Source organism: Rhizobium sp. Root1204 (assembly GCF_001424965.1).
Taxonomy (GTDB): Bacteria; Pseudomonadota; Alphaproteobacteria; order Rhizobiales; family Rhizobiaceae; genus Pararhizobium.
In genome coordinates this window covers 411,018-437,710 of record NZ_LMCZ01000001.1, presented here as the reverse complement: position 1 = coordinate 437,710, position 26,693 = coordinate 411,018, and the positions used below count along the sequence as shown (strand labels likewise).

The 26,693-nt window shown below is 60.1% G+C and carries 21 protein-coding genes and 1 pseudogene; 12 read left to right on the top strand and 10 right to left on the bottom strand.

What is annotated here, in order from left to right:
• Window positions 1–103: 103 nt before the first annotated feature.
• Window positions 104–1,342, bottom strand: coding sequence for a D-arabinono-1,4-lactone oxidase (locus ASC96_RS02100; RefSeq protein WP_200954880.1), 1,239 nt, complete (start codon window positions 1,340–1,342; stop codon window positions 104–106).
• A 20-nt stretch (window positions 1,343–1,362) separates the two neighbouring features.
• The gene (locus ASC96_RS02095) at window positions 1,363–2,130 is read right to left on the bottom strand and encodes an SDR family NAD(P)-dependent oxidoreductase (RefSeq protein WP_060500855.1); all 768 of its coding nucleotides are present in this window, start codon (window positions 2,128–2,130) and stop codon (window positions 1,363–1,365) included.
• A 103-nt stretch (window positions 2,131–2,233) separates the two neighbouring features.
• Between ASC96_RS02095 and ASC96_RS02090 the strand changes: the two genes are divergently transcribed.
• A complete protein-coding gene (locus tag ASC96_RS02090; RefSeq protein WP_244481793.1) occupies window positions 2,234–3,040 on the top strand; it encodes a helix-turn-helix transcriptional regulator in 807 nt (268 codons plus the stop codon).
• 9 nt (window positions 3,041–3,049) lie between these two features.
• Here ASC96_RS02090 and ptsN read toward each other — a convergent pair whose 3' ends face one another.
• The 6 genes from ptsN to lptC all read right to left on the bottom strand — a co-directional run bounded on the left by ptsN (window position 3,050) and on the right by lptC (window position 8,414).
• The gene (ptsN, locus tag ASC96_RS02085) at window positions 3,050–3,514 is read right to left on the bottom strand and encodes a PTS IIA-like nitrogen regulatory protein PtsN (RefSeq protein WP_060500853.1); all 465 of its coding nucleotides are present in this window, start codon (window positions 3,512–3,514) and stop codon (window positions 3,050–3,052) included.
• Between the two features lie 177 nt (window positions 3,515–3,691).
• Window positions 3,692–4,267 carry a ribosome-associated translation inhibitor RaiA gene (raiA, locus tag ASC96_RS02080; RefSeq protein WP_060500852.1) on the bottom strand — a complete coding sequence of 192 codons (576 nt, stop codon included), beginning with the start codon at window positions 4,265–4,267 and terminating at the stop codon, window positions 3,692–3,694.
• Window positions 4,268–4,562: 295 nt separating this feature from the next.
• Window positions 4,563–6,137: an RNA polymerase factor sigma-54 gene (rpoN, locus tag ASC96_RS02075; RefSeq protein WP_060500849.1), complete on the bottom strand. Its 1,575-nt coding sequence runs from the start codon at window positions 6,135–6,137 to the stop codon at window positions 4,563–4,565.
• 209 nt (window positions 6,138–6,346) lie between these two features.
• Window positions 6,347–7,156 carry an LPS export ABC transporter ATP-binding protein gene (gene lptB / locus ASC96_RS02070; protein WP_060500847.1) on the bottom strand — a complete coding sequence of 270 codons (810 nt, stop codon included), beginning with the start codon at window positions 7,154–7,156 and terminating at the stop codon, window positions 6,347–6,349.
• Between the two features lie 13 nt (window positions 7,157–7,169).
• A complete protein-coding gene (locus tag ASC96_RS02065; protein WP_060500845.1) occupies window positions 7,170–7,730 on the bottom strand; it encodes an LptA/OstA family protein in 561 nt (186 codons plus the stop codon).
• A gap of 15 nt (window positions 7,731–7,745) precedes the next feature.
• Window positions 7,746–8,414 (bottom strand): LPS export ABC transporter periplasmic protein LptC, encoded by a 669-nt coding sequence (gene lptC, locus ASC96_RS02060; protein WP_060500844.1) that lies wholly within the window; start codon window positions 8,412–8,414, stop codon window positions 7,746–7,748.
• Window positions 8,415–8,640: 226 nt separating this feature from the next.
• Between lptC and sppA the strand changes: the two genes are divergently transcribed.
• The 3 genes and pseudogenes from sppA to ASC96_RS02045 all read left to right on the top strand — a co-directional run bounded on the left by sppA (window position 8,641) and on the right by ASC96_RS02045 (window position 10,440).
• Complete coding sequence (sppA, locus tag ASC96_RS02055; RefSeq protein WP_060500842.1) at window positions 8,641–9,600, top strand: signal peptide peptidase SppA; 960 nt, start codon at window positions 8,641–8,643, stop codon at window positions 9,598–9,600.
• Window positions 9,601–9,717: 117 nt separating this feature from the next.
• Window positions 9,718–10,038 (top strand): annotated as a pseudogene (locus ASC96_RS02050) (integration host factor subunit beta); the annotation flags it as partial.
• A 57-nt stretch (window positions 10,039–10,095) separates the two neighbouring features.
• Entirely contained in the window at window positions 10,096–10,440 is a 345-nt protein-coding gene (locus tag ASC96_RS02045) for a DUF1049 domain-containing protein (RefSeq protein ID WP_060501398.1), read from the top strand.
• Between the two features lie 6 nt (window positions 10,441–10,446).
• Here the strand turns inward: ASC96_RS02045 and ASC96_RS02040 are convergent, their stop codons facing one another.
• Window positions 10,447–10,905 (bottom strand): carbon monoxide dehydrogenase subunit G, encoded by a 459-nt coding sequence (locus ASC96_RS02040; RefSeq protein WP_060500840.1) that lies wholly within the window; start codon window positions 10,903–10,905, stop codon window positions 10,447–10,449.
• Window positions 10,906–11,023: 118 nt separating this feature from the next.
• Here ASC96_RS02040 and ASC96_RS02035 point away from each other — a divergent pair, with 118 nt between their 5' ends.
• From ASC96_RS02035 to ASC96_RS02015, 5 genes are all read left to right on the top strand, one after another.
• A complete protein-coding gene (locus ASC96_RS02035) occupies window positions 11,024–12,184 on the top strand; it encodes a class I SAM-dependent rRNA methyltransferase (protein ID WP_060500838.1) in 1,161 nt (386 codons plus the stop codon).
• Window positions 12,181–13,035: an RNA methyltransferase gene (locus ASC96_RS02030; RefSeq protein WP_060500836.1), complete on the top strand. Its 855-nt coding sequence runs from the start codon at window positions 12,181–12,183 to the stop codon at window positions 13,033–13,035. The genes ASC96_RS02035 and ASC96_RS02030 overlap by 4 nt, the downstream gene beginning before the upstream one ends.
• The gene (gene lspA, locus ASC96_RS02025) at window positions 13,032–13,523 is read left to right on the top strand and encodes a signal peptidase II (RefSeq protein ID WP_200954879.1); all 492 of its coding nucleotides are present in this window, start codon (window positions 13,032–13,034) and stop codon (window positions 13,521–13,523) included. Before ASC96_RS02030 ends, lspA begins: the two co-directional genes overlap by 4 nt.
• Window positions 13,524–13,579: 56 nt before the next feature.
• Window positions 13,580–15,883 carry an ATP-binding protein gene (locus tag ASC96_RS02020; RefSeq protein WP_060500833.1) on the top strand — a complete coding sequence of 768 codons (2,304 nt, stop codon included), beginning with the start codon at window positions 13,580–13,582 and terminating at the stop codon, window positions 15,881–15,883.
• A gap of 92 nt (window positions 15,884–15,975) precedes the next feature.
• Entirely contained in the window at window positions 15,976–16,854 is an 879-nt protein-coding gene (locus ASC96_RS02015) for a GNAT family N-acetyltransferase (RefSeq protein ID WP_060500831.1), read from the top strand.
• 171 nt (window positions 16,855–17,025) lie between these two features.
• Here the strand turns inward: ASC96_RS02015 and ASC96_RS02010 are convergent, their stop codons facing one another.
• Complete coding sequence (locus tag ASC96_RS02010; protein WP_060500830.1) at window positions 17,026–19,311, bottom strand: NADP-dependent malic enzyme; 2,286 nt, start codon at window positions 19,309–19,311, stop codon at window positions 17,026–17,028.
• A gap of 102 nt (window positions 19,312–19,413) precedes the next feature.
• Here ASC96_RS02010 and mutS point away from each other — a divergent pair, with 102 nt between their 5' ends.
• The 3 genes from mutS to murJ all read left to right on the top strand — a co-directional run bounded on the left by mutS (window position 19,414) and on the right by murJ (window position 26,690).
• Complete coding sequence (gene mutS / locus ASC96_RS02005; RefSeq protein WP_060500828.1) at window positions 19,414–22,158, top strand: DNA mismatch repair protein MutS; 2,745 nt, start codon at window positions 19,414–19,416, stop codon at window positions 22,156–22,158.
• 96 nt (window positions 22,159–22,254) lie between these two features.
• Window positions 22,255–25,101: a [protein-PII] uridylyltransferase gene (locus ASC96_RS02000; protein WP_060500826.1), complete on the top strand. Its 2,847-nt coding sequence runs from the start codon at window positions 22,255–22,257 to the stop codon at window positions 25,099–25,101.
• On the top strand, window positions 25,098–26,690 hold the full coding sequence (murJ, locus tag ASC96_RS01995) for a murein biosynthesis integral membrane protein MurJ (protein WP_060500824.1): 1,593 nt from the start codon (window positions 25,098–25,100) through the stop codon (window positions 26,688–26,690). Before ASC96_RS02000 ends, murJ begins: the two co-directional genes overlap by 4 nt.
• Window positions 26,691–26,693: the final 3 nt, after the last annotated feature.

Below are 26,693 nucleotides of genomic sequence, written 5' to 3'. Positions count from 1 at the left end.
TCGCTCACGAACGATGAGCGCTTGATGTCTCTACCACGCTCACCGTCTCCCAACAATTTGCGTGGCAGTGCATTATCTGTCGCGACGGCCAGACTGCATAATATTACCCAAACAACTGTTTCAAGTGATCATTCAGGAACCGCCCTTCCGGATCGAGCTTGTTGCGCAGCGCCCGGAAATCCCCTGCGCGTGGATAGAGCGCCGTCACGTCCTCGCTCCCCAGAAAATGCAGCTTGCCCCAATGCGGGCGCGAGCCGAACTGGCGCAGGATATCGTCGACATCCTTCAGATAGTTCCAGTAGTCCGTGCCCGGCTGGCCCGAGACCGAGAGCGTGATCGAATCCTGTTCGAAGAACGGGCTGATCCAGCCGCCATCGCCGGCGGTGAAGCGGTATTCGATCGGGTAGATGCAGGTCGGGTGTTTCTCCAGCATCAGCTTGCGCACTTCGGTGCAGGCCTGCTTGCCGTATTTGACCGGCACTGCGTATTCGAGTTCGTGGAAGTTCGGCACATATTCGATCGGATAGATTTCCGAGGAATAGGCGACTTTCTCGAACGCGCTCTCCATCGGCGGCTGATCGGTGATGTCGATGGTCTTCATCTCGCAGACGTCAGAAAGGCTCGTGGTGGTCGAGACAGAAGATGTGTCCGGCAGGCAGTAGCAATGGCGGCTTTCCGGCACCGGGCACCAGAAGAAGCCGAAATGCCGGTGGTTGGCGGCGAGATCGTCGTGTTGCTCCATGCATTCGTCAAAGGTGCAACGCCACAGTTTTTCATGCAGATTGTAGCTGTCCATCACCTGCAGGGTGATTTCGGAGATGACGCCGAGCATGCCGATGGAAACGCGGACGGCGTTCAGCATGTCCGGTTCGCTGTCGTCGATCGAAAGGATGCTGCCATCCGGCTGTACCAGCCGCATGCCGACGATCTGCGAGGCCATGTTGCCAAGCTTGATGCCGGTGCCGTGGGTTCCTGTAGTCAAGGCGCCTGCCAGTGCCTGGCTGTCGATGTCGCCCTGGTTGATCATCGACAGGCCGTTGCGCTTCAACGCCTTGCCGAGCGTGTTGATCGTCGTGCCGGCATAGACGGAGACGCGCTTGCGCGCCGTGTCGATATGGCTGATGCCCTGCAGGCCAGAGAGCGTCAGGTGTAGCCCGCTCGTCAGTGCCACCGGCGTGAACGAATGGCCCGAACCGGCACAGCGAACGTTCAAACCGTTCGAGGTTGCCTCCCGGACCATTTCGGCCAGAGCCGCCTCGCTGTCGGGCGCGCCCCGGTGCCGGACGATGCACGATTGATTTCCCACCCAGTTGCGCCAGTGGCCGCCTGCTTCCATCATGATCCCATTCTCCCCTTGATTGTTCAGACCGCTGTGAAGCAGTTGTCGACAAACAGATGCGTGCCGTTGACGAAGCTCGACTCATCACTCGCCAGGAACAGCGCGGCTTGCGCCACCTCCATCGGATCACACATCCGGCCCTGTTGGGCGGCAATCGCCGCATCGGAAACATCGACGCCGTATTTGGCAAGGCCGACCAGCTCGCGCTTGCCGTGGTCGGTGGCGATGAAGCCGGGGCAGACAGCGTTTGAGCGGATACCGCGGTCGCGGAATTCCACCGCAATCGCCCGGGCGAACATGTGGCAGGCCCCCTTGGTCGTGTCGTAAAGCACCTCCATCGGCGTCGCGGCAACGGCCGAGATCGAGGAGGTCGAGACGATGCTGCCGCCACCGGCCGCCAGCATGCCGGGCAGCACGGCCTTGGTCATCAGGAACATCGAGCGCACGTTGACCGCCATCAGCCGGTCCCACTCATCCTCTTCCGTTTCCAGGAAAGGTCCGACGGCGAGAATGCCGGCATGATTGAAGAGAACGGTAATCGATCCAAGCGCATCCTCTACTGCTTTGACAGCTGCCTTGACCTCTGAGGAGACGGAAACATCCGCCGGTGCGAAGACGGCCTGTCCACCCTCGGCGCGGATTTGGGCAGCAACCTCTTCGCCCTTGCTGCGCGGCAGGTCAACGATGCCGACGCGTGCGCCCTCGCGGGCAAAAAGCTGGGAGGCCGCAAGGCCGCATCCTCCAGCGCCTCCGCTGATCAGTGCGGTCTTTCCTGAAAGTCTGCCTGCCATTGCCGTTCTCCTCGTGCTCTTGCTTTTCAAGGATTATTGTTGACGCAATGGGGGCTGTCGATATCCCATAGGGGATAGATCGCTTGACGAAGGAAAGTCCGCTTTGCTGCCCGACGAATCCCGCCAGATTGCCGCGTTGATTGATGGTCTCTCGACGCCGGGATTCGGCGACGCGCTCGATGCCATGCTGCGACAGGTCGCCGGTTTCGATTTGTCCGGCGTCTTCGTCTTTCCCTACGATGCCCGTCCGCTCCTGCTGCATGACGGTTATACCCGGCATGTTGCACCCAAGGCCTGGGCAGCCTATCTCGGCGGCGCCTATCTGCTCGATCCGTTTTATGTCGCCTGCAACAACAGTCACCCGGCCGGCCTATGGCGGATGCGGGATCTGGCGCCGGATGAGTTTTTCGACACGCAGTTCAGCACTTCGCGGGAGGTTCATCCGTGTGTATCGACGGAGGAAGGATCGCTGGTCGAGGAAATCGGATTTCTGGTACCGCTGGATGGCGGTTTCACGGCCACCTATTCGCTGATGCGGGTGAAGGGCCATTCGGGATTCAGCGACAGCGAACTGGAGAACCTGCGCGCCTACGAGCCGATCGTACAGGCGGCAATCCGGTCAAGCTGGAAGCGCGAGACAATCCGCGCATTTCCGCAGGCCGGTCAGGATGATCTGATGGAGGAAGCTTTTGGCCGGCTTTGCGCCGACCGGTTGACGCTGCAGCAGCGCAACATCGTGCGGCTTATCCTGCGCGGACACAGCAACGCATCGATCGGTGAAAGCATCGGCATTTCGGAAGGGACGGTGCGCATTCACCGCAAGAACATCTACAAGCGCCTGGCCATTTCCAGCCAGGCGGAGCTGTTTCGCATTTTCATCGACCATCTCAATCAGCATAACCTGTATTGAGGGATCGGATCAGGCCGCGTTGGAGGCCTGATCGTCGCTGAGGAAGGCGTAGATAGCCGATGCGGAATCCGTCGCGCGCAGCCGGGCAACCATTTCCGGGTCGCGCAGCACGCGCGCAATCCGTGACAAGGCTTTCAAATGATCGGCGCCGGCGCCTTCCGGCGCGAGCAGCAGAAAGACCAGATCGACCGGCTGGTCGTCCAGCGCTTCGAAATCGACCGGCGATTCCAGGCGCGCAAAAATACCGACGATCGATGTCAGATGGCCAAGCTTGCCATGCGGGATGGCAATGCCATTGCCGACACCGGTCGAGCCCAGTCGTTCGCGCTGAAGGATAACGTCGAAGATTTCCCGTTCGGGCAAATCCGTGATCTTGGATGCTTTTGCCGCCAATTCCTGAAGCAACTGCTTCTTCGAATTGGCCTTCATGGCCGGAAGTATCGCATTCTGCTGCAGCAAGCCTGCCAATGCCATTCTTTTGTCCTCGTTCGCAGGTAGAAACCGCATCGCCCGGCAAAATGCCGGACGGCGGCTCCCATCCATCTTTCTCTCGGCGCTTTACCGGCGGACCGTCAACGGTCTTCCATGCGTAAACCACCAGAAAAAAGCAGACCGTCCGGAACCGGCTGACCGGCCCCGGACGATATCTACTTAGCTCTTTATATTGGCTGCGTCGATCCAGCCAATGTTTCCATCGTTGCGTCGATAGACGATATTCAACTGTTCATTACCAGGACTACGGAACATCAGAACGGGATCATCTGTCATGTCGAGCGCCATCACGGCGTTTGCGACAGACATCGTCTTCAGTTGTTTTGAACTCTCCGCAACGATCGTCGGTGCATAATTGTCCGGAAGCTCATCGTCTTCGTCGGGCACTGAATCCATTACGGTGTAGGCTACTTCGGCAAATCCAGCATGGCCATTGCCATTGTGGTGGTCCTTGAGCTTGCGCTTGTACCGGCGGATGCGCTTGGCAATCCGCTCCGACGCTGCGTCAAATGCCGCTTGCGGGTCGTTTGCTTCGCCGCTCGCCTGCAAGGCAGCACCAGAATCGAGGTGTATCTTGCAATCGGCGCTGAAACGCGATCCAGACTTTTCCACAGTGACTTGGCTTGAATACCCTCCGTCAAAATATTTGGTTACAGCTTGTTCGATCTGGTCTTCGATCCGAAGACGAAACGTTTCGCCGATTTCCATGTGTTTACCGGATACACGCACACTCATGGAGTTTCCTCTCTTTTCGTGATTTGCGTAGCCAGTCTATTCCAACCGCATCCGTCATCCAAGCATTTCACGCACGCAAAAAAAAATTGCGTCAGAACGGCCAGGATTTGGAGGGGTATACTTGAGGCAGGCTCTATGCCCGTGCCCATTGCGGCGGCCTCATACTACCGGTTGCTTCTGGAGTCAACGAAACAGTTAAGGAAACCATAATTTGAGGCCGAAAGCCCGTGAAAAGCCGGGATATCGGGGATAAGTATGTGTAATTTATGCGGTTGTGGTCAAGCGCTCCAAACAGTCAGGCGGAGACCTTCGCGAGTGCCTTTTTCTCTCTTCGGCGCTGAACGGAGGAGGCGATGTTCATCGCTTCGCGGTATTTCGCCACAGTCCTGCGGGCGATATCGACGCCCCCTTTTTTCAAGAGATCGACGATATCGTCATCCGAAAGAACAGCGTCCGGGCTTTCCAGCACGATCATGTTACGGATGCGGTGCCGCACGGATTCTGCCGAGTGGCCGTCGCCGCCTTCCGCCGATCCGATCGAGACGGTGAAGAAGTATTTCAGCTCGAACAGTCCGCGTGGCGTCAGCATGTATTTGTTCGACGTAACGCGGCTGACGGTCGATTCATGCATCTTGATCGCATCGGCGACCGTCTTGAGGTTCAGCGGCCTCAGATGATCGACGCCGTTAACCAGGAAGGCGTCCTGCTGGCGCACGATCTCCGTCGCCACTTTCATGATCGTCTTGGCGCGCTGGTCAAGGCTGCGGGTCAGCCAATTGGCCGTTTGTAGGCACTCCGTCAAGAAGGCATGGTCCGCGCTGTTCTTCGGGGCATGACGGGAAACCGTTGCGTAGTAGGTCTGGTTGACGAGAACGCGCGGCAGCGTGTCGGGATTGAGTTCCACCGCCCAGCTGCCGTCCTGCGCCGGGCGCACGACGATATCCGGCATGATCGCTTCCGAAGGGCTTGCCTCGAAGCCGGTGCCGGGCTTGGGGTCGAGCTTGCGGATTTCGGCAAGCATGTCGATGAGATCCTCCTCGTCGACGCCACAGATCCGCTTCAGGCTGGCAAAGTCGCGCCGGGCGAGCAGTTCCAGATTGTCGAGCAAGGCGGCCATCGCCGGATCGAGCCGGTTGCGTGCCTTGAGCTGGATCGCCAGGCATTCGCTGAGGGAGCGGGCAAAGACGCCCGGCGGGTCGAGTTGCTGCAGGCTGTCGAGCACCCGCGCTACATCCGCCGCCGCGCACCCGAGCCGTTCCGCCGTCTCGGTGATATCCGCATGCAGGTAGCCGGCTTCGTCGAGCTGGTCGATCAGGTGCTGGGCAATCAGCAGGTCGGCTGCGCCATGCACGCTGAAGGGAACCTGCTCGTTGAGGAAATCGCGCAGCGTGACGCGATTGGCAACGAAATCGTCGAGGTCGTAGCCGTCGCTGCTTTCGCCTTCACCGCCGCCGGGCATGGATTTCCACTGGCTGAGAAGTTCTGGCGCATCGGCGCGCTGCGGCGCTGTATCGTCTGGAAAGACATTTTCGAAATTGGCGTCGAGCTGTTCGCTCATCCGTTCGCCGGTCGCAGACGTCGTGCTGTCGTACACGTCACCCATCGGATCGAATGCGGGGCTTTCGGCATTGTCCCGATCGCTGCGCTCGTCCTGGGTGATATGCTGGTCGTCCTTGCCATGGCGGTCTGGACTGGCCGGCGCGTCGTCATTGGCCGCGAATTCCAGGAGGGGATTTTTCTCGACTTCCAGCTCGATGAACTGGTTCAGTTCGAAATGGGTCATCTGCAGCAGCTGGATTGACTGCATCAATTGCGGCGTCATGGCCAGGGTTTGGCTTTGACGCAGGAAAAGGCTGGCCGAAAGTGCCATTCTGACGCAAAACTCCGCTTGATGACCGGAGCCGGCTCTCATCTTTCGAGGGGGTGAAATTGCCGGTTCTTCAACTGGCCCAAAAATTGCTTATTAATGGGGTTTGGTCAAGCGGCAGCGGCAAATAAGGTGAATAGGCAGGCTGCCCGGATGCGCTGAAAGGCTCTTTTCCGAAAGCGGCAGGCTTGCCGCCGCCTCCTGCTTGAGCCTCAGAGGCTGAAATTGTCGCCGAGATAGAGACGCCGGACGTCCGGGTTGGTGACGATATCGTTGGCCCGTCCATGCGTCAGCACTTCGCCGGCATGGATGATGTAGGCGCGGTCGATCAGGCCCAGTGTTTCGCGGACGTTGTGGTCGGTGATCAGCACGCCGATGCCGCGTGACGTCAGATGCCTCACCAGCGCCTGGATGTCGGCAACGGAAATCGGATCGACGCCGGCAAAAGGCTCGTCGAGCAGCATGAACGTGGGGTCTGTCGCCAGCGCCCGGGCAATTTCCAGCCGGCGCCGTTCGCCGCCGGACAACGCGACGGCCGGTGATTTGCGCAGGTGGGAAATATTGAACTCGCTGAGCAGTTCATTCAGCTTGCTTTCGCGCCGTTCGCTGTTCTTGTCATGAACCTCAAGGACGGCCCGGATGTTCTCCTCGACCGTGAGGCCGCGAAAGATCGAGGCCTCCTGCGGCAGATAGCCGACACCAAGGCGGGCGCGGCGATACATCGGCATCGACGTGACATCGTTGCCGTTGATCTCGATCGAGCCTTCATCGACAGGGACAAGGCCGGTGATCATGTAAAAACAGGTGGTCTTGCCGGCGCCGTTGGGGCCGAGCAGGCCAACGGCTTCGCCGCGGCGCACGACCAGCGACACGCCGTCCACGACCCGCCGCCCGCGATAGGCCTTCGTCAAGCCGCGCGCGATCAGCGTGCCTTCATAGCGCGCCTTGTCCACGGCACGGGCAGCCGGGGCAGCCTCAGGTTTGGCGCCCCGTTTGCGCTTGTGAAGAAAGGGAATATTCACGTGGGCGTCTGCATCAGTTCGTTTTCTGGGACTTCGGGTCGAGCTGAATCTGGACGCGGCCGCCGCAGGCTTCGAGCTGTGCCTCGCCGGTGTCCATCTGAACGTTCAGCTGGCAGCCGCTAAAAACGTTCTTGCCTTCCGACAGAACGACCTGCTTGCCTTTCAGCACCAGCGTTTGTGCCGTCATGTTGAATTCGCCGGTGTCGGCTGTCGCCTGTTGGGTTCCCGATTGCAGGAAGACCTTCTGATCGACTTCAATGCGATCGATCTCGGCATTGCCGCCGGAAATCGAGCCGCCGCCCTTCTTGTAGAAAACCACCATTTTACCGGCCTGCAATGTCGTCGTTCCCTGAACGACCTTCACATTGCCGGTGAACATGGCCTTGCTTTCCGCATCCTTGATTTCAAGCTTGTCGCTTTCGATCTGAATTGGCTCATTGTTGGAAAGCTGCATGCCTTTCATCTTGCTCGTGGTCGCCTGGGCGGCGGCCGGAGACATGGAGGCGCTGGCAAAAAGGCTTAAGAGAATGGCTGTTCCGGCAAGCCGAAAGGAAAAGGCTGAAGTGGCCGACATATGTGCCCCGGTTTTCTAGTTGGCGGTTTTACGGATGGTTGCGGGATCGACAACGACCTTTACCATGCCTTCAAATGTAACAATGCGTCCCTTATCCGTCATTCTCAACGACTGTGCAACAATGGAACCGCCCTTCATGGTGATTGCGATCGGCTTCTTCGTTTCCATCTCACCGGCATTGATATCGAGATAGGCCGCTTCGAAATCGGCGATCAGCCCATTGTTCATGGTAATGCTGAAGGGGGCATTCATATCCAGCGTGTTGCGTCCGCGGTCATAAATACCGCTGATCGCCTCGACGGTGGCAATCAAAGTGTCGTTGACGGGCATTTCGGCATGGATCGTCTCAAGGGTGATGATGTCCGGATTGGCGATGTCCTGCAGCGCCCGCGTCGCCTTCATCGAATAGCTGATGTCCTGCTTGTTGCGCCCGGAAATCGCCGGGTTCTGCATGACGATCTTGCCATTTTCGATTGTCGCGTTCTCGATCGTGACGTTTTCTGGCAGAAAAGCCCGCACCACGGAAACGGCAACGAAGATGGCACCGATGAGCACCGCGATCAGAGGCAGTATGACTTTCAGCCGCTTGACCCGCCTCGAGTGGCGCGCCGCGACCGTATAAGCGTCGGTCAGGATCGGCCCCGAATGCGGCAAGGCGCCGGTAAATTGCACGTCATTCAGCATGAAATAGACCCGTTATTCAAAATACATCGCGGCGCAAATGCGCATTTGCCTTGGCTGTCAAGCGATGTGAGTGAGCGCGAATATGGAGATTTTTTTGTTCCACCACAATGTGAGGCGCGAATTTTGTTCAAGCCGGGTTACAACACGGCCGCGCTGGCGCTATGAAACCGTGCGCTTCTCGCGCCGGGCCGTTTGTCCCCAATACCCCTGAACAGGAGGAAAGACCATGGATCAGCTTGCCATCGCCGACCGGCGCCAACTGCGGCGGAAGCTCGGTTTCTGGCGGCTTGTGGCCATTGCTCTTGTACTTTGCGCAGGCGTTGCCGCCTATTTTTATTCCGGCACAGGCCGGGCGGGTGGCCTCAGTCAGCCACATATTGCCCGCGTTACCATTTCCGGCATCATCCAGGATGACCGCGAACTGCTGGAGCGGTTGAACACCATCGCCAAAACCGATGCGGTCAAGGCACTGGTCGTCACCATTTCCTCGCCGGGCGGGACGACTTATGGCGGCGAAGTGCTGTTCAAGGCCATCCGCAAGGTTGCGGCCAAGAAGCCGGTTGTCTCCGATGTACGCACGCTGGCTGCCTCCGCAGGCTATATGATCGCGCTTGCCGGCGACCGTATTGTGGCAGGGGATAGCTCGATCACCGGCTCGATCGGTGTGATCTTCCAGTATCCGCAGTTCAAAAACCTGATGGACAAGATCGGCGTGTCGCTGGAGGAAATCAAATCCGCGCCTCTGAAGGCGGAACCGTCGCCGTTCCACCCGCCCAGCGACGATGCCAAGGCAGTGATCCAGGCGATGATCGATGACAGTTTCAACTGGTTCGTCGATCTGGTTGCCGACCGGCGGAAAATGCCGCGCGATGAGGCCCTCAAGCTTGCCGACGGTCGGATTTTCACCGGCCGCCAGGCGCTGAAGTTGAAGCTTGTCGATGAGCTCGGCGGTGATGACGAGATCCGCGCCTTCCTCGATAGCCGCAAGGTTAGCAAGGGGCTGGATGTGATCGAATGGAAGGCGCCCAGTTCATCCTTACCGTTCGGGCTCGGATCGGCCGCTACAGCTCTTGCCAAATCCTTGGGATATGACGCTTTTCCGTCTTTCGGCGCGCTCGAAAGTTTGGGCCGGGACAAGTTGTTTCTTGACGGTCTGGTTTCCGTTTGGCAGGTTGGCGGCGACTGAAAAGACGCGATGGCCTTTTGGATGCCGTTTTTGGAGGCTTGAAAACGGCATGCTACTCCGCACAAGAGGTGGACAAGGCCGTCCGATGGGCTTAACGCTTTAAGATCACATACAAATTCACAACAGGGGGCGACAGTGATCAAGTCAGAACTGGTGCAGATTGTTGCGGCGCGCAACCCGCATCTCTATCACCGTGATGTCGAAAATATCGTCAATGCCGTTCTTGATGAGATTACAGATGCCCTGGCGGGCGGAAACCGGGTCGAACTTCGTGGCTTCGGCGCGTTTTCGGTGAAAAACCGGCCTTCGCGATCCGGCCGCAATCCGCGCACCGGCGACAGCGTCTTCGTCGAGGAAAAATGGGTTCCCTTCTTCAAGACCGGCAAGGAATTGCGCGAGCGCCTTAATCCTGGCGCCGATGACGAAGATGATGAATGAAACGTCCGCCCGGTGCTTGAATGCGCCGGGCAGGCGACATGACGGAGACGTGGAATGATGATGAAGAAGCTGTTGAACATCGTGGTGCTGGTTCCGGTCGCGATCATCCTGATCGTGCTGTCCGTCGCCAACCGGCAGATGGTGACGCTGGCGCTCAATCCGTTCAATCCCACCGACAGCGTCCTGTCGGCCTCGGCACCCTTCTTCGTGTTCCTGTTTCTCGCGGTGATCTTCGGCATGATCGTCGGCTCGCTGACCACGTGGTTTACCCAGGGCAAATATCGCAAGCGGGCCCGCAACGAGGCGCATGAAGCGGTGAAATGGCATGCGGAAGCCGACAAGCACCGCGCGCGCGCCGAAACCATTGCCGCACAAACGCTGCTTCCGGCCTCCTCCAAATAATTCCGTTCAGCTGTTTGCTGCAGCCTGCGCCGTCACGGCCGCATTGAAGTCTGCGAAGAATTGCTGGGCAAGCTTCTTGGCACTGGAGCCTACCAGCCGCGAGCCGAGTTGTGCCAGCTTGCCGCCGATTTCGGCCTTGGCCTCGTAGGTTAAAATGGTCTCGTCGCCATCTTCCTTGAGAACAACATCCGCGCCGCCCTTGGCAAAACCGGCAATGCCGCCTTTGCCCTCACCGGAAATCGTATAGCTTTCGGGTGCGTCGATGTTGGACAGCACCACATCGCCGGAAAAGGAAGCCGAAACTGGGCCGATCTTGATCTTGACTGTGGCTGAGAGTTCGGTCGGCGACGTCAGCTCCAGCGACTGGCAGCCGGGAATACATTGCCTCAGAATCTCGGGATCGTTCAACGCCGCCCAAACGATATCGCGGCGCGCAGCAATGCGTTCTTCGCCCTGCATCTCCATGATGATCCTCCCTGATCATGTCTGCCCAAATGTATCGCAGATCGGAAACAGCTTTGCCAAGAGAAAGAGCGGTGCTATTTGCAGCCTTTGAACACTAGCAGCTGACGGGCGAAACGGCGTGAAAGATAAAGACAGACGGCCAAAGGGCAAAACCGCACCGGCAACGTCGTCGCGCGGCGTGCAGGGCCGTGCCGCGCAGGCACCGGCCAGCCGGTCATCGCAATCCAAGCCGCAGCAATCCAAACCCCAGGCGATGCGTAGCGGTGAGGTGCGGCCTCCTGCCAAGGCGTTCGGGGAGAAAACAGCGGCAAAATCGGCGGCTTCGGATCCAGCGCCGCGTGCCGAGGTGCGTATCCGCACCGGCACCAAGCCGGACGAGCGTATCCCGATCATCCTTGAAACCAAGGGGGCGCGCGATTATCACCTGATCGACAGCGGCGATGGCCTGAAGCTCGAACAATATGGCCCTTACCGTATCGTTCGCCCCGAAGCGCAGGCGCTGTGGCCAAAGACGCTGCCCGCGCATGTCTGGGACAATGCCGATTCGATTTTCACCGGCGATACCGACGAAGACGGCATGGGGCGCTGGCGCTTCCCGCGGCAGGCGCTTGGCGAAACCTGGCCGATGCAGATTCTCGACGCCGAGTTCTACGGTCGCTTCACCGCATTTCGCCATGTCGGCGTCTTTCCGGAACAGCTGGCCCACTGGAGCTGGATGAAGGAGCAGATCGAGACGGCGGGCCGGCCGCTGAAGGTTCTCAACCTGTTCGGCTATACCGGTGTTGCCTCGCTGATCGCCGCGAAGGCAGGCGCCGAGGTCACCCATGTCGATGCCTCGAAGAAGGCGATCGGCTGGGCGCGCGAAAACCAGGCGCTTGGCCGCAACGACCATCTGCCGATCCGCTGGATCTGCGAAGACGCGATGAAGTTCATCCAGCGCGAGGAGCGCCGCGGCAGCCGCTACGACATCATCCTGACCGATCCGCCGAAATTTGGCCGCGGTCCCAATGGCGAGGTCTGGCAGCTTTTCGATCATCTTGCCTTGATGCTGGATATCTGCCGCGAAATCCTGTCGCCGGATGCCAAGGGCCTGGTGCTGACCGCCTACTCGATCCGCGCAAGCTTCTATTCCATCCACGAACTGATGCGTGAAACGATGCGCGGCCGCGGCGGTGCAGTGGAATCGGGCGAACTGATCCTGCGCGAAGGCGGTCTTGACGGCAACGAGCCGGGCCGTGCGCTGTCCACCTCTCTCTTTTCCCGTTGGGTGCCGAAATGAACGACTATAATCAGGGACCCCGGCGTGTCGGCCAGGTGAAGGAAGTCACCAGCCTTGCCAATCCGATCATCAAGGACATCAAGGCACTCGCCAACAAGAAGGAGCGCGACGAAACCCGTTCCTTCATCGCCGAAGGTCTCAAGCTGGTCATCGATGCGCTGGACCTTGGCTGGACCATTAAGACCTTGGTCTACGCGAAAGCCGCCAAGGGCAAGGCGCAGGTCGAGCAGGTCGCGCTGAAGACGGTTGCCACCGGCGGGCTCGTTCTTGAAGTCAGCGAGAAAGTGCTCTCCGCCATCACCCGGCGCGATAATCCGCAGATGGTGGTCGGCGTCTTCGAACAGCGCTACGCCAACCTGCGTGACGTAAAGCCTGTGCTAGGCGAAACCTATGTGGCGCTCGACCGCGTCCGCGATCCCGGCAATCTCGGCACAATTATCCGCACGGCTGATGCCGCAGGTGCCTCCGGCGTCATCCTCGTCGGCGAGACCACGGATCCGTTTTCGCTGGAAACGGTCCGCGCCACCATGGGGTCGGTGTTTGCGATGCCGCTGATGCGCGCCAATGTCAGCGACTTCATCAAGTGGCAGAAGGCAGCCGGCGTGCAGCTTGCCGCCACTCATCTTGCCGGTGCCGTCGATTATCGCACCATCGACTACCGCAAGAAGCCTGTCGTCATCCTGATGGGCAATGAACAGGCTGGCTTACCGGAGGAGCTTGCGAGGGAGGCGACGGCGCTTGCCCGGATTCCGCAGCAAGGCCGGGCCGATTCGCTCAACCTGGCCATCGCCACCGGCATCATGCTGTTTGAGGCGCGCCGCCATCTGCTGACGCTGGACGATAGAACCTGATGCAAAAGACTGCCCTTTTTTCGCGCCCGGTGCCGGTCGCAATCCTGATCGTCGTCGCCGTCCTGCTTGATCAGGCGATCAAAGCCGCCGTCGAACTTTGGCTGCCCTATGGCGAAAGTGTTGCCGTCCTGCCATTCCTGGCTCTCCACCGCGTCTACAATTACGGCGTTGCCTTTTCGCTGTTTTCAGGCGTCGAGCGCTGGGCCATCATCGGTCTTCGAATTGTGGTGGTGGCCTTCGTCATCTGGCTCTGGCGCAAGACGCCGGCCGATCGTTTCCTGACGCATCTCGGCTATGCGCTGATCATCGCAGGAGCCATCGGCAACGTGATCGATGGCCTGATCTTCGGCTATGTCATCGACTACGTGCTGTTTCACCTGCCGACATGGTCTTTTGCCGTCTTCAACCTCGCCGACAGTTTCATTACGATCGGCGCTGGTTCGATCATTCTCGACGAAATCCTGCACATGAAAAAGCAGGATCGCTAAAATCTTAGAGACCGGCTGAAGCCAATCAAAACGCTTGCCATGCTAGGCCAAGCGTCATGAGCGACCTGCCAAACCTGAGAAAACGGATTACTGTTGAGTTCAGCGCACCGAAGCGGACGTTGAACAACAGGCGCGCATCTGATGCGCCCTTGGCCGAAGATCCGCATTCGCTGGAACCGGAAGAAGGTCCCGGTGGAGCGAAGGAGCGTTATCCGGGATTGAAACCGGCCCTTGCCGGCGTTGGGCTGCTCGGCTCGGCCGCTGTTCTCGGCGCAGGCATTGATGCCGGGTTCTATTTGCTTTCGGCTGGTCTGGCTATTGCCGGTGTCACTGGCGCGGCCCTGCTGCTGAAAGATTGGTACGGATCCGTCGCCGGGCCCGCCGAAGCCAAGGGGCGCATCCGGGACGAAAAAGCCAGCGATAGCCGCTGGGAGCGCAGCGAGACCTCGCAGCTTCTCTCCACCATTCACGATGCCCTCGGCGATATCGCCATCATCCGCGAGCCGGGCGGCAAGATCGTTCAGGCCAATTCGGTATTTTGCCGCCTGACAGGCTGGTTGAAGCCCGAAGGACGGACCTGCGAGGCGCTCGGGATCGACTTCGAACCGGCCCCCGGCTCCAATCACTACCGGGTTCGCATCGTCACGGATGCGGGGACGAAAATATTCGACTGGCACGACGTGATCGCCCGCGAGCCAGCCAGTGGTGCCTTTATGCTTCACAGCATCGCCCGGGATGTCACTGAGGAAAGCCGTATCGCCCGCGAAAGCGAGGAGGCGCGCCGCCGCGCCGAACAGGCGAGCCAGGCGAAGTCACGATTGCTGGCGACCGTCAGCCATGAAATCCGCACGCCACTGTCGGGCATTCTCGGCATGAGCCATCTGATCAGCCAGACGCGGTTGACGAGCGAGCAGAAGAATTACCTCGCCGGCATGCGCCAGTCAGGCCATGCGCTGGTGCAACTGGTTGATGATCTGCTCGATTTTTCCTCGATCGAGGCTGGCCGCTTTCAATTGCGCCCGGCGCCGGAACCGTTGCGCGAAACGATTGAAAGCGTCGTCGAGATGCTGTCGCACCGTGCGCATGAAAAGGGTATCGAGATCGGCGCCACCATTGCCGCGGACGTGCCGGGCCTGATGGATTTCGACGCGGCCCGGCTGCGTCAGGTTCTGTTCAACGTCATTGGCAATGCGGTCAAGTTCACCCATACCGGCGGTGTGCTTGTCAGCGCCGCGCGGGAGCGCGATACGATTATCGTCAGTATTAATGATACCGGGCCCGGCATGAACGCGCGGGAACAGGCTCGGGTGTTCGATGAATTCGAGCAAGCTGGGGCCAGATCCCAGCGTGCCGGCGGCACAGGTCTCGGTCTCGCTATCTCCCGGCGGATCATGGAGGAGTTTGGCGGTTCACTGACGCTCTCCAGCGTTCCCGGGACAGGTAGCACGTTTGAAATCCGCCTCCCCGCCCTGGGGTGTGATCTCGCGAATGCCTCTCTCGCCAGAAAAGACGTGCTGGGAATGTCCCGCGTGCTGGTCATGGCACCGGCTGGCCCTGCCTCGGCCGCGCTCTTTGCGACGATCCGGACGCTCGGCGGTTTCTGCGAACGCGCCGAAACGATAGAAGATGCGCAGGCCGCCGCCGTGCGGGCGCTGTCCACGGGGATGCCACTGACCGACATCATCGTCGATCATCGCCACGCCGCACAGTTTCGCCGGCTTTTGGCGCAGATGCCAAGCCTCGAACAGCAGAAGCTGCGCAAGACCTATCTGATCAATCCGGAAGAACGCAACGGCCGGCAGATCAACCAGATGGATGGTTATCATGCGTGGCTGATCAGGCCTCTGCGGGAAAAATCTCTGGTCGAGGTGCTGCGAGGCCGCATGAAAGGAATGGAAGTGCGTGACGCATTCAACGACAACCGCCCGATGCTGCGCGAGGTCCCCGCGCAGCGGGACAGGCCGGCCGAAGGCGGTCTGCTCTTGGCTGAGGACGATCCGATCAATGCCCTCATGGTGCGTTCTGTTCTGGAGAAAGCCGGCCATACCGTTCGCGTCGTCGATGATTTTGCCGTGCTTGCCCTAACGTTGTTTGATGCGCCAGCCGCTGTCCGTATTGCCCCGGAACTGATCGTCAGCGACCTGAATATGCCCGGCGGCGATGGGCTGTCGATGCTGGAGCGGCTGCGTGAGCACGAGCGTCAGTCCGGCAGCGCGCCCGTCCCGGTCATCATTCTGACCTCCGACACGCAGCTCGATACGCGCCAGAAACTCATGGCTGCCGGAGCAAGCGCGGTGTTGTCCAAACCCGCGGACCCGAAAGCGCTGACCGCTGAAATCGATCGCCTGCTTGCTTCGTGACTTTGACGGTTTTCTTGGGCCTTCGATGTCACTATCCTGTCGCAGAAACATGGTTTAAGCCGGGCAGGATAAAGCGACTAGGATGACGTACGATGACAATCGAAACTCTGGATCTGGTTGTGGTGGCTGAACAGCCGCAGACCCGTGTCCGGGGCGTCAATGCCCCGGCGCATGACATACTCGGACGTATCGGCAATCTCGAGACGCGGCTTGCCCGCAACGCGTCTGAAATCGATGCCGCGCAGGCGGTCCGCTACAAGGTTTTCGTCGAGGAGATGAAGGCGCAAATCCCGCTGGACGCCGATCGCCGCAAACGTGACGCCGATGCGTGGGACCTGGTCTGCGATCACCTTCTGGTGCTCGACACGTCGATCGAGGGTGACCCGGAAGACCAGATCGTCGGAACCTATCGCCTGCTTCGCCAGGACGTCGCGACCCGGACAGGCGGCTTCTATTCGGCTTCGGAGTTTTCGGTCGGCTCGCTTCTCGAGCGGCACCCGGACAAGAAGTTCATGGAGCTTGGCCGCTCCTGCGTCCTGCCGGAATACCGCACCAAGCGCACTGTCGAGCTTTTATGGCAGGGCAATTGGGCCTATGCGTTGAAGTATGGCGTCGACGCCATGTTTGGCTGCGGCTCGTTTCCGGGTGTCATTCCCGAAGAGCACGCGTTGGCGCTGTCTTTCCTGCATCATAACGTGGTCGTTCGTGACGAGTGGGACGTGTCTGCCCGCCCGGAACTCTATCGCACCATGGACCTGATGCCGGTTGAAGCCATCAACATGCGCAAGGCGCTTGCCGCTTTGCCGCCGTTGATCAAGGGTTATATGCGCCTTGGCGCCATGGTCGGGAATGGCGCCGTGGTCGATCACGCGTTCCGCACCACCGATGTGCTGATCGTTTTGCCGATCACCAATATCTCCGGCCGCTACCTGAATTACTATGGTGCCGATGCTGGCCGCTTCGCGAGCTGAAGGCGCCGCTTGGCGTTCTGGAATGCAGTTTACATGCAAGTGAACGTTTTGATCGGGCTTCCAATATTGCGGAACGTGTATTCAGTTGTGTTTTGATCAAGATCGACATGTCGCATAAAAAGAGCCCGCCTCGGGTTTGCCGGGCGGGCTCTTTGTGTTTCAGATGCGCGCTCAGCTATTAGCGTTGTGCGCCGCCAGGGCCGCCATGTTGACGATATCGCTGTCCTTGGCCGACATCGAGACGATCTGGACCGACTTGTCGAGGCCGACGAGCAGGGGGCCGATCACCGTCGATCCACCCAGTTCCTGAAGCATCTTGGTCGAGATCGAAGCCGAGTGGAACGCCGGCATAACCAGCACGTTGGCCGGACCTGACAGGCGGCAGAACGGATACTGCTCCATCACCTTGGCATTCAGCGCCACATCGGCCGCCATCTCGCCATCATACTCGAAATCGACACGGCGCTTGTCGAGCAGCTTGACGGCTTCACGGACTCGTTCCGAGCGCTCTCCCGACGGGTGGCCGAATGTCGAATAGGCCAGAAGCGCCACACGTGGCACGTAGCCGAGACGGCGGGCGAGGCCGGCGGCCTCCTCGGCGATATCGGCCAGTTCATCGGCAGACGGCATATCGTGAACCGCCGTATCGGCAACCAGCACGGTACGGCCACGGCAGAGAGCCAGCGACACGCCGATCACCCGGTGGCCGGGTTTCTGATCGATACAGCGGCGAACGTCCTCAAGTGCCGTGGAATAATTGCGGGTGATGCCCGTCACCATGCCATCGGCGTCGCCGAGTGCCACCATGCAGGCGGCGAAGTGATTGCGGTCGTTGTTGATCAGACGCTGTGCATCGCGGAACAGGTAGCCCTTCCGCTGCAGCCGGGCGTAGAGATAGTCGGTATAGGCACCGGTACGTTTGGAAATGCGGGCGTTGACGAGCTGGATACCCGGCCGGTCGAGATCAATGCCTTCGCGCTCCGCCGTCTGGCGCATCCGGTCTTCGCGGCCGAGCAGCATGGCGGTGCCGAGTTCCTGGTTGGCATAGGAAACCGCCGAGCGCATCATCTGCACCTCTTCGCCTTCGGCAAAGACAATGCGCTTCGGCTGGCGGCGAACACGCTCATAGATGCGCTGCAGTGTCGAGGCGATCGGGTCGCGGCGGGCTGACAGCTGCCGGCCATAGGCGGCCAGATCCGGGATTTGTTTGCGGGCAACGCCGCTGTCCATCGCCGCCTTGGCAACGGCCATCGGGATCGCCGAGATCAGCCGCGGGTCGAACGGGACAGGGATGATATATTGCGGGCCGAAACGCGGACGGTTGCCCTGATAGGCGGCAGCCACGTCGTCCGGCACATCTTCCTTGGCAAGGCTTGCCAGAGCCTGCGCTGCAGCGATCTTCATCTCTTCGTTGATAGTCGAGGCATGTACGTCGAGCGCGCCGCGGAAGATGTAGGGGAAGCCGAGGACGTTGTTGACCTGGTTCGGGTAGTCTGATCGTCCCGTTGCCATGATCGCGTCGTCACGGATGCGGGACACTTCCTCCGGTGTAATTTCCGGATCGGGGTTGGCCATCGCAAAGATGATCGGCCGGTCCGCCATCGAACGGATCATGTCTTCGGAGAAAGCTCCCTTCTGGGAAAGACCGAAGACGACATCCGCGCCATTCATGGCTTCTTCCAGCGTGCGGCGATCGGTCTTGACCGCATGCGCCGATTTCCACTGATTCATGCCTTCCGTGCGGCCCTGGTAGATCACGCCCTTGGTGTCACAGAGTATGATGTTGGCCGGGTTGAAGCCCATCGACTTGATCAGCTCGATACAGGCGATTGCGGCTGCACCTGCACCGTTACAGACGAGCTTGGTCGTCTTGAAATCACGGCCGGTCAGCGTCAGCGCGTTGATCAGGCCGGCGGCGGCGATGATCGCGGTGCCGTGCTGGTCATCGTGGAAGACAGGGATGTCCATGATCTCGCGCAGTTTCTGCTCGATGATGAAACATTCCGGTGCCTTGATGTCCTCAAGATTGATGCCGCCAAAGGACGGGCCGAGGAACCGTACGCAATTGATGAATTCGTCGACATTCTCGGTGTCGACTTCAAGATCGATCGAATCGACATCGGCGAACCGCTTGAAGAGCACGGACTTGCCCTCCATCACCGGCTTGGAGGCGAGTGCGCCAAGATTGCCGAGGCCAAGAATGGCGGTTCCGTTGGAAATGACGGCGACCATGTTGCCGCGGGTCGTGTAGTCATAGGCCTTGGACGGGTCGGCGGCGATGGCCTTGACCGGCACGGCCACACCTGGCGAATAGGCAAGTGACAGGTCGCGCTGCGTCGCCATCGCCTTGGTCGGCGATATCTCCAGCTTTCCGGGTCGCCCCTGCGAATGGAAGTCGAGGGCTTCCTGATCGGTCACGCTGGTCGCGCTGCGACTGGTCTTGTCATTTTCGGCCATGGGTCCTCCAACCTTTTGTGGGCGACGGCTCTCCTTAGCCGCTTTGGTGTTGTCTTCTATAAACGCGCATGGATAGTGTGGCACCACTTTTTTGGAACCAGCATGACTTTTGTAGCAGAGCCAATTATCCGTCCTCCCGAGGTTCTGACCGCCGCCCAGCTGGCGACGGAAGAGAGCCGCGCCACGGCCACGCCGATGATGGAACAGTTCATCGAGATCAAGGCGAACAACCCGGATTCGATCCTGTTTTACCGGATGGGCGATTTTTACGAACTGTTCTTTCAGGACGCGGTTGAGGCGTCGCGGGCGCTTGGGATCACGCTGACGCGGCGCGGCCAGCATCTCGGCCAGGACATCCCGATGTGTGGCGTGCCGGTTCACGCGGCAGACGATTATCTGCAAAAGTTGATTGGTCTCGGCTTCCGTGTCGCTGTCTGCGAGCAGGTCGAGGATCCGGCTGAGGCCAAGAAGCGCGGCGGAAAATCGGTGGTGAAGCGCGATGTCGTGCGTCTCGTTACCCCCGGCACGATCACCGAAGACAAGCTGCTTTCGCCATCGGAATCGAACTACCTGATGGCGCTTGCCCGCATTCGCGGCGGCAATGAGCCTGCCATCGCGCTGGCCTGGATCGATATTTCCACCGGCGTCTTCCGGCTGGCGGAAACCACGGAAACGCGGCTGCTCGCCGATATCCTGCGTATCGAGCCGCGTGAGCTGATCCTCGCCGATACGGTCTTCCATGATCCGGAGATGCGCCCGGTCATCGACATTCTCGGCCGAGTCGCGGTGCCGCAGCCGGCCGTGCTGTTCGACAGCGCCACGGCGGAAAACCGCGTCGCCCGCTATTATGGCGTCAAGACGCTTGATGGTTTCGGCAGCTTTTCGCGCGCCGAACTCGCGGCTGCGTCTGCCGCAATTTCCTATGTGGAAAAAACCCAGCTCGCGGAGCGTCCACCGCTGGGCGCGCCGGAGCGCGAAAGTGCCGCCTCGACGCTGTTCATCGATCCGGCAACCCGCACCAATCTCGAACTGGTGAAAACCCAGTCCGGCGATCGCAACGGCACGCTCTTGAAGGCGCTGGACCGTACCGTCACCGGCGGCGGCGCCCGGCTGCTGGCCGAACGGCTGATGTCCCCGCTGACGGATCCGGAGCGCATCAATGCCCGGCTTGATTCCATTAGTGCGCTTGCCGACCAGCCGTCGTTCTGCAGCGATCTGCGCTCCGCCCTGAAACACGTGCCTGACATGCCGCGTGCGCTGTCGCGCCTGTCTCTGGGCCGTGGCGGCCCACGTGATCTCGGCAGCATCCTTGCCGGTTGCCAGTCTGCGGTCGAGGTTGCTGGCCTGCTTAGTCGCGGGGATCTCTCGGAAGAGCTGGGCGGCGCGCTTCTGGCCATCAAGACGCTGCCGCAGGATATGGTCCAGCAGTTGGCAGCCATTCTCGGTGATGAATTGCCGCTGTTGAAGCGTGACGGCGGCTTTTTGCGCGATGGCGCCAGTGCCGAACTCGACGAAATGCGGGCACTGCGTGACCAGTCCCGCCGGGTGATCGCGGGGCTGCAGCTCGACTATGCCGAGGAAACCGGCATCAAGTCGTTGAAGATCAAGTATAACAATGTGCTCGGCTATTTCATCGAAGTGACCCAGGGCAATGCCGGGCCGATGACCGACACACCCGAGGCCAAGGCGCGTTACATCCATCGCCAGACCATGGCCAATGCCATGCGCTTCACCACGACCGAACTCTCCGATCTCGAGACCAAGATCGCCAATGCCGCCGACCGGGCGCTGACCATCGAGCTTGAGGCTTTCGATCGGCTGTCGGCCATGGTGGTGGCGGAGGCTGAAGCCATCAAAGCCGCCGCCCTTGCGCTTGCTGTGGTCGATGTGTCTGCCGGGCTGGCGACGCTGGCCGAGGAGCAGGCCTATTGCCGCCCGCTGGTCGATACATCGAAAATGTTTGCCATCGACGGTGGCCGTCATCCAGTGGTGGAACAGGCGTTGCGCCGCCAGTCCGGCGCCGCATTTGTTGCCAATACCTGTGATCTGTCGCCGCATGACGGCGAGGGCGATGGGGCGATCTGGCTTTTGACCGGTCCCAACATGGGCGGTAAATCGACGTTCCTGCGTCAGAACGCGTTGATCGCCATCATGGCGCAGATGGGGGCCTTCGTGCCTGCAGCATCCGCCCATATCGGTATCGTCGACCGGCTGTTCTCGCGCGTCGGCGCGTCGGACGATCTCGCCCGTGGCCGCTCCACCTTCATGGTCGAGATGGTCGAGACGGCCGCGATTCTCAATCAGGCGACGGACCGCTCGCTGGTCATCCTCGATGAGATCGGCCGTGGCACCGCGACGTTCGACGGCCTGTCGATCGCCTGGGCCTCCGTCGAACATTTGCACGAGGGCAACCGCTGCCGCGGCTTGTTCGCTACACATTTCCACGAGCTGACGGTTCTGTCGGAAAAGCTCGATCGTCTGTCAAATGCCACCATGCGGGTGAAGGAATGGCATGGCGACGTCATCTTCTTGCATGAGGTCGGGCCTGGTGCTGCCGACCGGTCCTACGGCATCCAGGTCGCCCGCCTTGCCGGCTTGCCGGCGTCCGTTGTTTCCCGGGCCAAGGATGTTCTGGCAAAGCTCGAGGACGCCGACCGCAAGAACCCGGCCAGCCAGTTGATCGATGACCTGCCGCTGTTCCAGGTGGCAATCCGCCGCGAGGAACAGGTCAAGGCGGGTCCGTCGAAGGTGGAGGAGGCTTTGAAAAGCCTCAATCCCGATGACATGACGCCACGCGAGGCGATGGATGCGCTTTACGCGCTGAAGAAGCAGCTTGGTAATTCTTGATCGTAAGAGTCTTGTCCATTCTCGGGCAAAAAGGCTATAGCGCATGCACAAGCATGGCTCGCAGAGCCTGCCGGACAGGAAGACGGTCGGCCTTTGATGACCATACATGAGACGTCATTTCCCGATATCCTGAATGTTACGGCACTCAGGGCCAAGTGCAGTTTCATCGCTTCGGCGCATGCGGAACACCGCGACATGATGCGCCAGGCGCTGCTGGCCGCGTTCAAGCAGGCCAATCTGGCCGGCCGTGAAAAGGCGCGTGAACTGCTGCTTCAAGACGGCAGCGGGCTGAAATGCGCCGAGCGGATTTCCTGGCTGCAGGACCAGCTCATCACCCTCCTGCACGACTTCGTCCTGAATGAGGTCTTCGACGCCGCCAATGCCCAGCCTTGGACTCGCATCGCCGTCACTGCCGTCGGCGGTTACGGCCGCGGTACGCTGGCGCCGGGATCCGATATCGATCTTCTCTTCTTGTTGCCGGTCAAGAAGGCGGTCTGGGCCGAGCCTGCCATCGAGTTCATGCTCTATATCCTATGGGATTTGGGCTTCAAGGTCGGCCATGCGACGCGCACCATCGACGAGTGCATCCGGCTGTCGCGCGGCGATATGACCATCCGCACGGCTATCCTCGAAACTCGCTATATCTGCGGTTCGAAGGAGTTGACGGAGGAACTGGAAACCCGCTTCGACGGCGAAATTGTCAAGAATACCGGCCCCGATTTCATCGCCGCCAAACTTGCCGAGCGCGACGAGCGCCACCGCAAGGCCGGTGATACGCGCTATCTGGTCGAGCCGAACGTCAAGGAAGGCAAGGGCGGCCTGCGCGACATCCATACGCTGTTCTGGATCGCTAAATATTTCTACCGGGTGAAGGATTCGGCCGACCTGATCAAGCTCGGCGTCCTGTCGCGCCAGGAATATGCCCTGTTCCAGAAAGCCGACGATTTTCTCTGGGCGGTGCGTTGCCACATGCACTTCCTGACCGGCAAGGCGGAAGAGCGGCTATCCTTCGATATCCAGCGCGAGATTGCCGAAAGCCTCGGTTATCACGATCATCCTGGCTTGACCGCTGTCGAGCGCTTCATGAAGCACTATTTCCTCGTCGCCAAGAGTGTCGGTGATCTCACCCGCATCTTCTGTGCTGCGCTGGAAGACCAGCAGGCCAAGCAGCTTCCGGGGTTTACCGCTGCGCTCAGCCGCTTCACTCACCGCGTCCGTAAGATCGCCGGTACGCTGGAATTCGTCGATGACGGCGGCCGTATTGCGCTTGCAAGTCCGGATATTTTCAAGCGTGACCCGATAAATCTGATCCGCATCTTTCATGTGGCCGATATCAATGGACTGGAGTTCCATCCTGCCGCCCTGAAGCAGGTCACCCGGTCGCTTGGCCTGATCACACCGGCCGTACGCGACAATGAGGAAGCCAACCGGCTGTTCATGTCGATGCTGACCTCGCGCCGCGATCCCGAGTTGATCTTGCGCCGGATGAACGAGGCTGGCGTGCTCGGCCGGTTCATTCCGGAGTTCGGCAAGATCGTCTCGCTGATGCAGTTCAACATGTATCACCACTATACCGTCGATGAGCATCTGCTGCGCGCCGTCGATGTGCTGTCGAGGATCGATCAGGGCCGCGACGAGGAACTGCATCCGCTCGCTTTCAAGCTCATGCCCTCGATCGAAGATCGCACTGCACTGTTCGTTGCCGTTCTTCTGCACGATGTCGCCAAGGGCCGTCCGGAAGACCATTCGACCGCCGGAGCCAAGGTTGCCCGAAAACTTTGCCCGCGCTTCGGCATGACGCCCAAGCAGACCGAAACGGTGGCGTGGCTGATCGAGGAGCATCTCACCATGTCGATGGTGGCGCAGACGCGCGACCTCAACGACCGCAAGACGATCATCGACTTTGCCGAAAAGGTCCAATCGCTCGACCGCCTGAAAATGCTTTTGATCCTGACCATCGCCGACATCCGCGCCGTCGGTCCCGGCGTCTGGAACGGCTGGAAGGGCCAGCTGCTGCGGACGCTGTACTATGAGACCGAACTGCTTCTGTCCGGCGGCTTCTCCGATCTGCCGCGCAAGGAGCGTGCGGCACATGCAGCCGACGTGCTGTTCGATGCCCTGTCCGACTGGAGCCAGAAGGACCGCAAGACCTATACCAAGCTGCATTACCAGCCGTATCTCTTGTCGGTGCCGCTCGAAGACCAGCTGCGCCATGCCCGTTTCATCCGGGAGGCCGACAAGACCGGACGGGCGCTGGCGACGATGGTGCGCACCCACCAGTTCCACGCCATCACTGAAATCACCATCTTGTCACCCGACCATCCGCGGCTACTGGCGGTGATTGCAGGGGCCTGTGCGGCAGCAGGTGCCAATATCGTCGATGCGCAGATTTTCACGACGTCGGACGGCCGGGCGCTGGATACGATCCTGATCACCCGCGAGTTTTCGGTCGATGACGACGAGATGCGCCGTGCTGCGAATATTGGCAAGATGATCGAGGATGTGCTGTCCGGCAAGAAACGCCTGCCGGAAGTGATCGCCAGCCGGACGAAACACCGCAAGCGCAACAAGGCCTTCACGGTGCCGCCCGCCGTCACCATCAGCAACAGCCTGTCGAACAAGTTCACCGTCATCGAGGTCGAATGCCTCGACCGCACCGGCCTGCTTTCGGAAATCACTGCGGTGCTCTCCGACTTGTCGCTCGACATCGCCTCGGCGCATATCACCACTTTCGGCGAGAAGGTCATCGATACGTTCTATGTCACCGACCTTGTCGGCCAGAAGATCACCACGGAAGCCCGGCAGAGCAATATTGTTGCGCGGCTGAAGGCTGTGATGTCGGACGAGGCGGACGAGATGCGCGACCGCATGCCGTCGGGCATGATCGCGCCGCAACACACGCGCTCCGTCACGGGTGCAAAAAAATCCAAGGCAGAATCATGAGCCTCGTCAAGAAATTCATGACCGTCGGTGGCGCCACGCTCGGCAGCCGCATCTTCGGTTTCGCCCGTGAAATGCTGATGGCCGCGGCACTCGGTACTGGCCCGATGGCCGACGTGTTTTATGCGGCGTTCCGGTTCCCCAACCTGTTTCGCCGGCTCTTCGCCGAGGGCGCTTTCAATGCGGCTTTTGTGCCTTTGTTCTCCAAGGAGATCGAAGCCAATGGCACGGATGGTGCCAAACGTTTCTCCGAAGAAGTGTTCGGTGTGCTCTTCACCGTCCTGCTGCTGATCACCATCGCGATGGAACTGTCGATGCCGCTCCTGGTGCGTTTCGTCATCGCGCCGGGCTTCGCCGACGATGCCGAGAAGTCAGCGCTGACCGTGCGCATGGCGATGGTGATGTTCCCCTACCTCATGTGCATGTCGCTGACGGCGATGATGAGCGGCATGCTCAATTCGCTGCATCATTTCTTTGCCGCCGCCGTCGCCCCGATCTTTCTGAACGTGGTGATGATCGGCGCGCTATTCTATGCGCTTTATACCGGCGCCGATCCGCTGACGACCGCCTGGTATCTGTCCTGGGGTGTGCTTGTTGCGGGTGTCCTGCAGCTTGCTGTCGTCTATTTCGGCGTGCTGCATGCCGGCATGAGCATCAAGCTCAAATTCCCTCGTTTCACACCTAACGTCAAACGCCTGCTGATCCTGGCCGTACCTGCTGCGATCACCGGTGGCATTACCCAGATCAATCAGTTGATTGGTCAGGCGATCGCATCGGCGCAGGACGGCGCCATCGCCGCCCTGCAATATGCCGACCGGATCTATCAGTTGCCGCTTGGCGTGGTCGGTATCGCCGTCGGCGTCGTACTGTTGCCGGAACTCTCGCGCGCACTCAAAGGCGGTCATCTGCGCGAGGCCGGAAACCTGCAGAACCGGTCCATCGAATTTGTTCTGTTCCTGACCATTCCGGCTGCCTTTGCGCTGTGGATCCTCTCCGACGAAATCATCCGGGTGCTGTTTGAACGGGGTGCATTCCACGCCGGAAATACCGCCGTTGTCGGTTCGATCCTTGCCATCTACGGCATCGGCCTGCCGGCTTTCGTGCTGATCAAGGCGCTGCAGCCGGGTTTTTACGCGCGCGAAGATACCAAGATGCCGATGCGCTTTTCGGCTATTGCTGTCGTGGTCAATTGTGCTCTGGCAATCACGCTGTTTCCACGCCTCGGCGCTCCGGGCATCGCGGTCGCCGAAGCAACGGCAGGCTGGATCAGCACAGTGCTGCTCTTTGTCACGCTGCTGCGCCGCGGTCATCTGGCTTGGGAATGGGCGCTCGTACGCCGCACGGCGCTGTTGGTTGTCGCCGCGTCGATCATGGGCGGCGTTCTCTATTACCTGCGCAGCGTCTTCGCCGCCTCGCTGGCGTCAGGATCGCCGTTCTGGACGAAGCTGGGGGCGCTTGGAATTCTGATCGGGGTGTCGATGGTCGTCTACTTCGCAGCCGCCTTCCTGATTGGCGGGGCTGATCTCTCGATGATCCGGCGCAATATCAAGCGCAAGGGCGCTGCCAGCGCAACGCCGCCAGAGGATAGTTAAGGC

Coding starts and splice junctions, on each gene's coding strand:
- sppA (WP_060500842.1), top strand. CDS start 8,641: ATGGATCAGCTTGCCATCGCCGACCGGCGCCAACTGCGGCGGAAGCTC.
- murJ (WP_060500824.1), top strand. CDS start 25,098: ATGAGCCTCGTCAAGAAATTCATGACCGTCGGTGGCGCCACGCTCGGC.
- ASC96_RS02065 (WP_060500845.1), bottom strand. CDS start 7,730: ATGTCGGCCACTTCAGCCTTTTCCTTTCGGCTTGCCGGAACAGCCATT.
- ASC96_RS02015 (WP_060500831.1), top strand. CDS start 15,976: ATGACAATCGAAACTCTGGATCTGGTTGTGGTGGCTGAACAGCCGCAG.
- ASC96_RS02045 (WP_060501398.1), top strand. CDS start 10,096: ATGATGAAGAAGCTGTTGAACATCGTGGTGCTGGTTCCGGTCGCGATC.
- mutS (WP_060500828.1), top strand. CDS start 19,414: ATGACTTTTGTAGCAGAGCCAATTATCCGTCCTCCCGAGGTTCTGACC.
- ptsN (WP_060500853.1), bottom strand. CDS start 3,514: ATGGCATTGGCAGGCTTGCTGCAGCAGAATGCGATACTTCCGGCCATG.
- ASC96_RS02020 (WP_060500833.1), top strand. CDS start 13,580: ATGAGCGACCTGCCAAACCTGAGAAAACGGATTACTGTTGAGTTCAGC.
- ASC96_RS02010 (WP_060500830.1), bottom strand. CDS start 19,311: ATGGCCGAAAATGACAAGACCAGTCGCAGCGCGACCAGCGTGACCGAT.
- lptC (WP_060500844.1), bottom strand. CDS start 8,414: ATGCTGAATGACGTGCAATTTACCGGCGCCTTGCCGCATTCGGGGCCG.
- ASC96_RS02000 (WP_060500826.1), top strand. CDS start 22,255: ATGACCATACATGAGACGTCATTTCCCGATATCCTGAATGTTACGGCA.
- raiA (WP_060500852.1), bottom strand. CDS start 4,267: ATGAGTGTGCGTGTATCCGGTAAACACATGGAAATCGGCGAAACGTTT.
- ASC96_RS02095 (WP_060500855.1), bottom strand. CDS start 2,130: ATGGCAGGCAGACTTTCAGGAAAGACCGCACTGATCAGCGGAGGCGCT.
- ASC96_RS02040 (WP_060500840.1), bottom strand. CDS start 10,905: ATGGAGATGCAGGGCGAAGAACGCATTGCTGCGCGCCGCGATATCGTT.
- ASC96_RS02030 (WP_060500836.1), top strand. CDS start 12,181: ATGAACGACTATAATCAGGGACCCCGGCGTGTCGGCCAGGTGAAGGAA.
- rpoN (WP_060500849.1), bottom strand. CDS start 6,137: ATGGCACTTTCGGCCAGCCTTTTCCTGCGTCAAAGCCAAACCCTGGCC.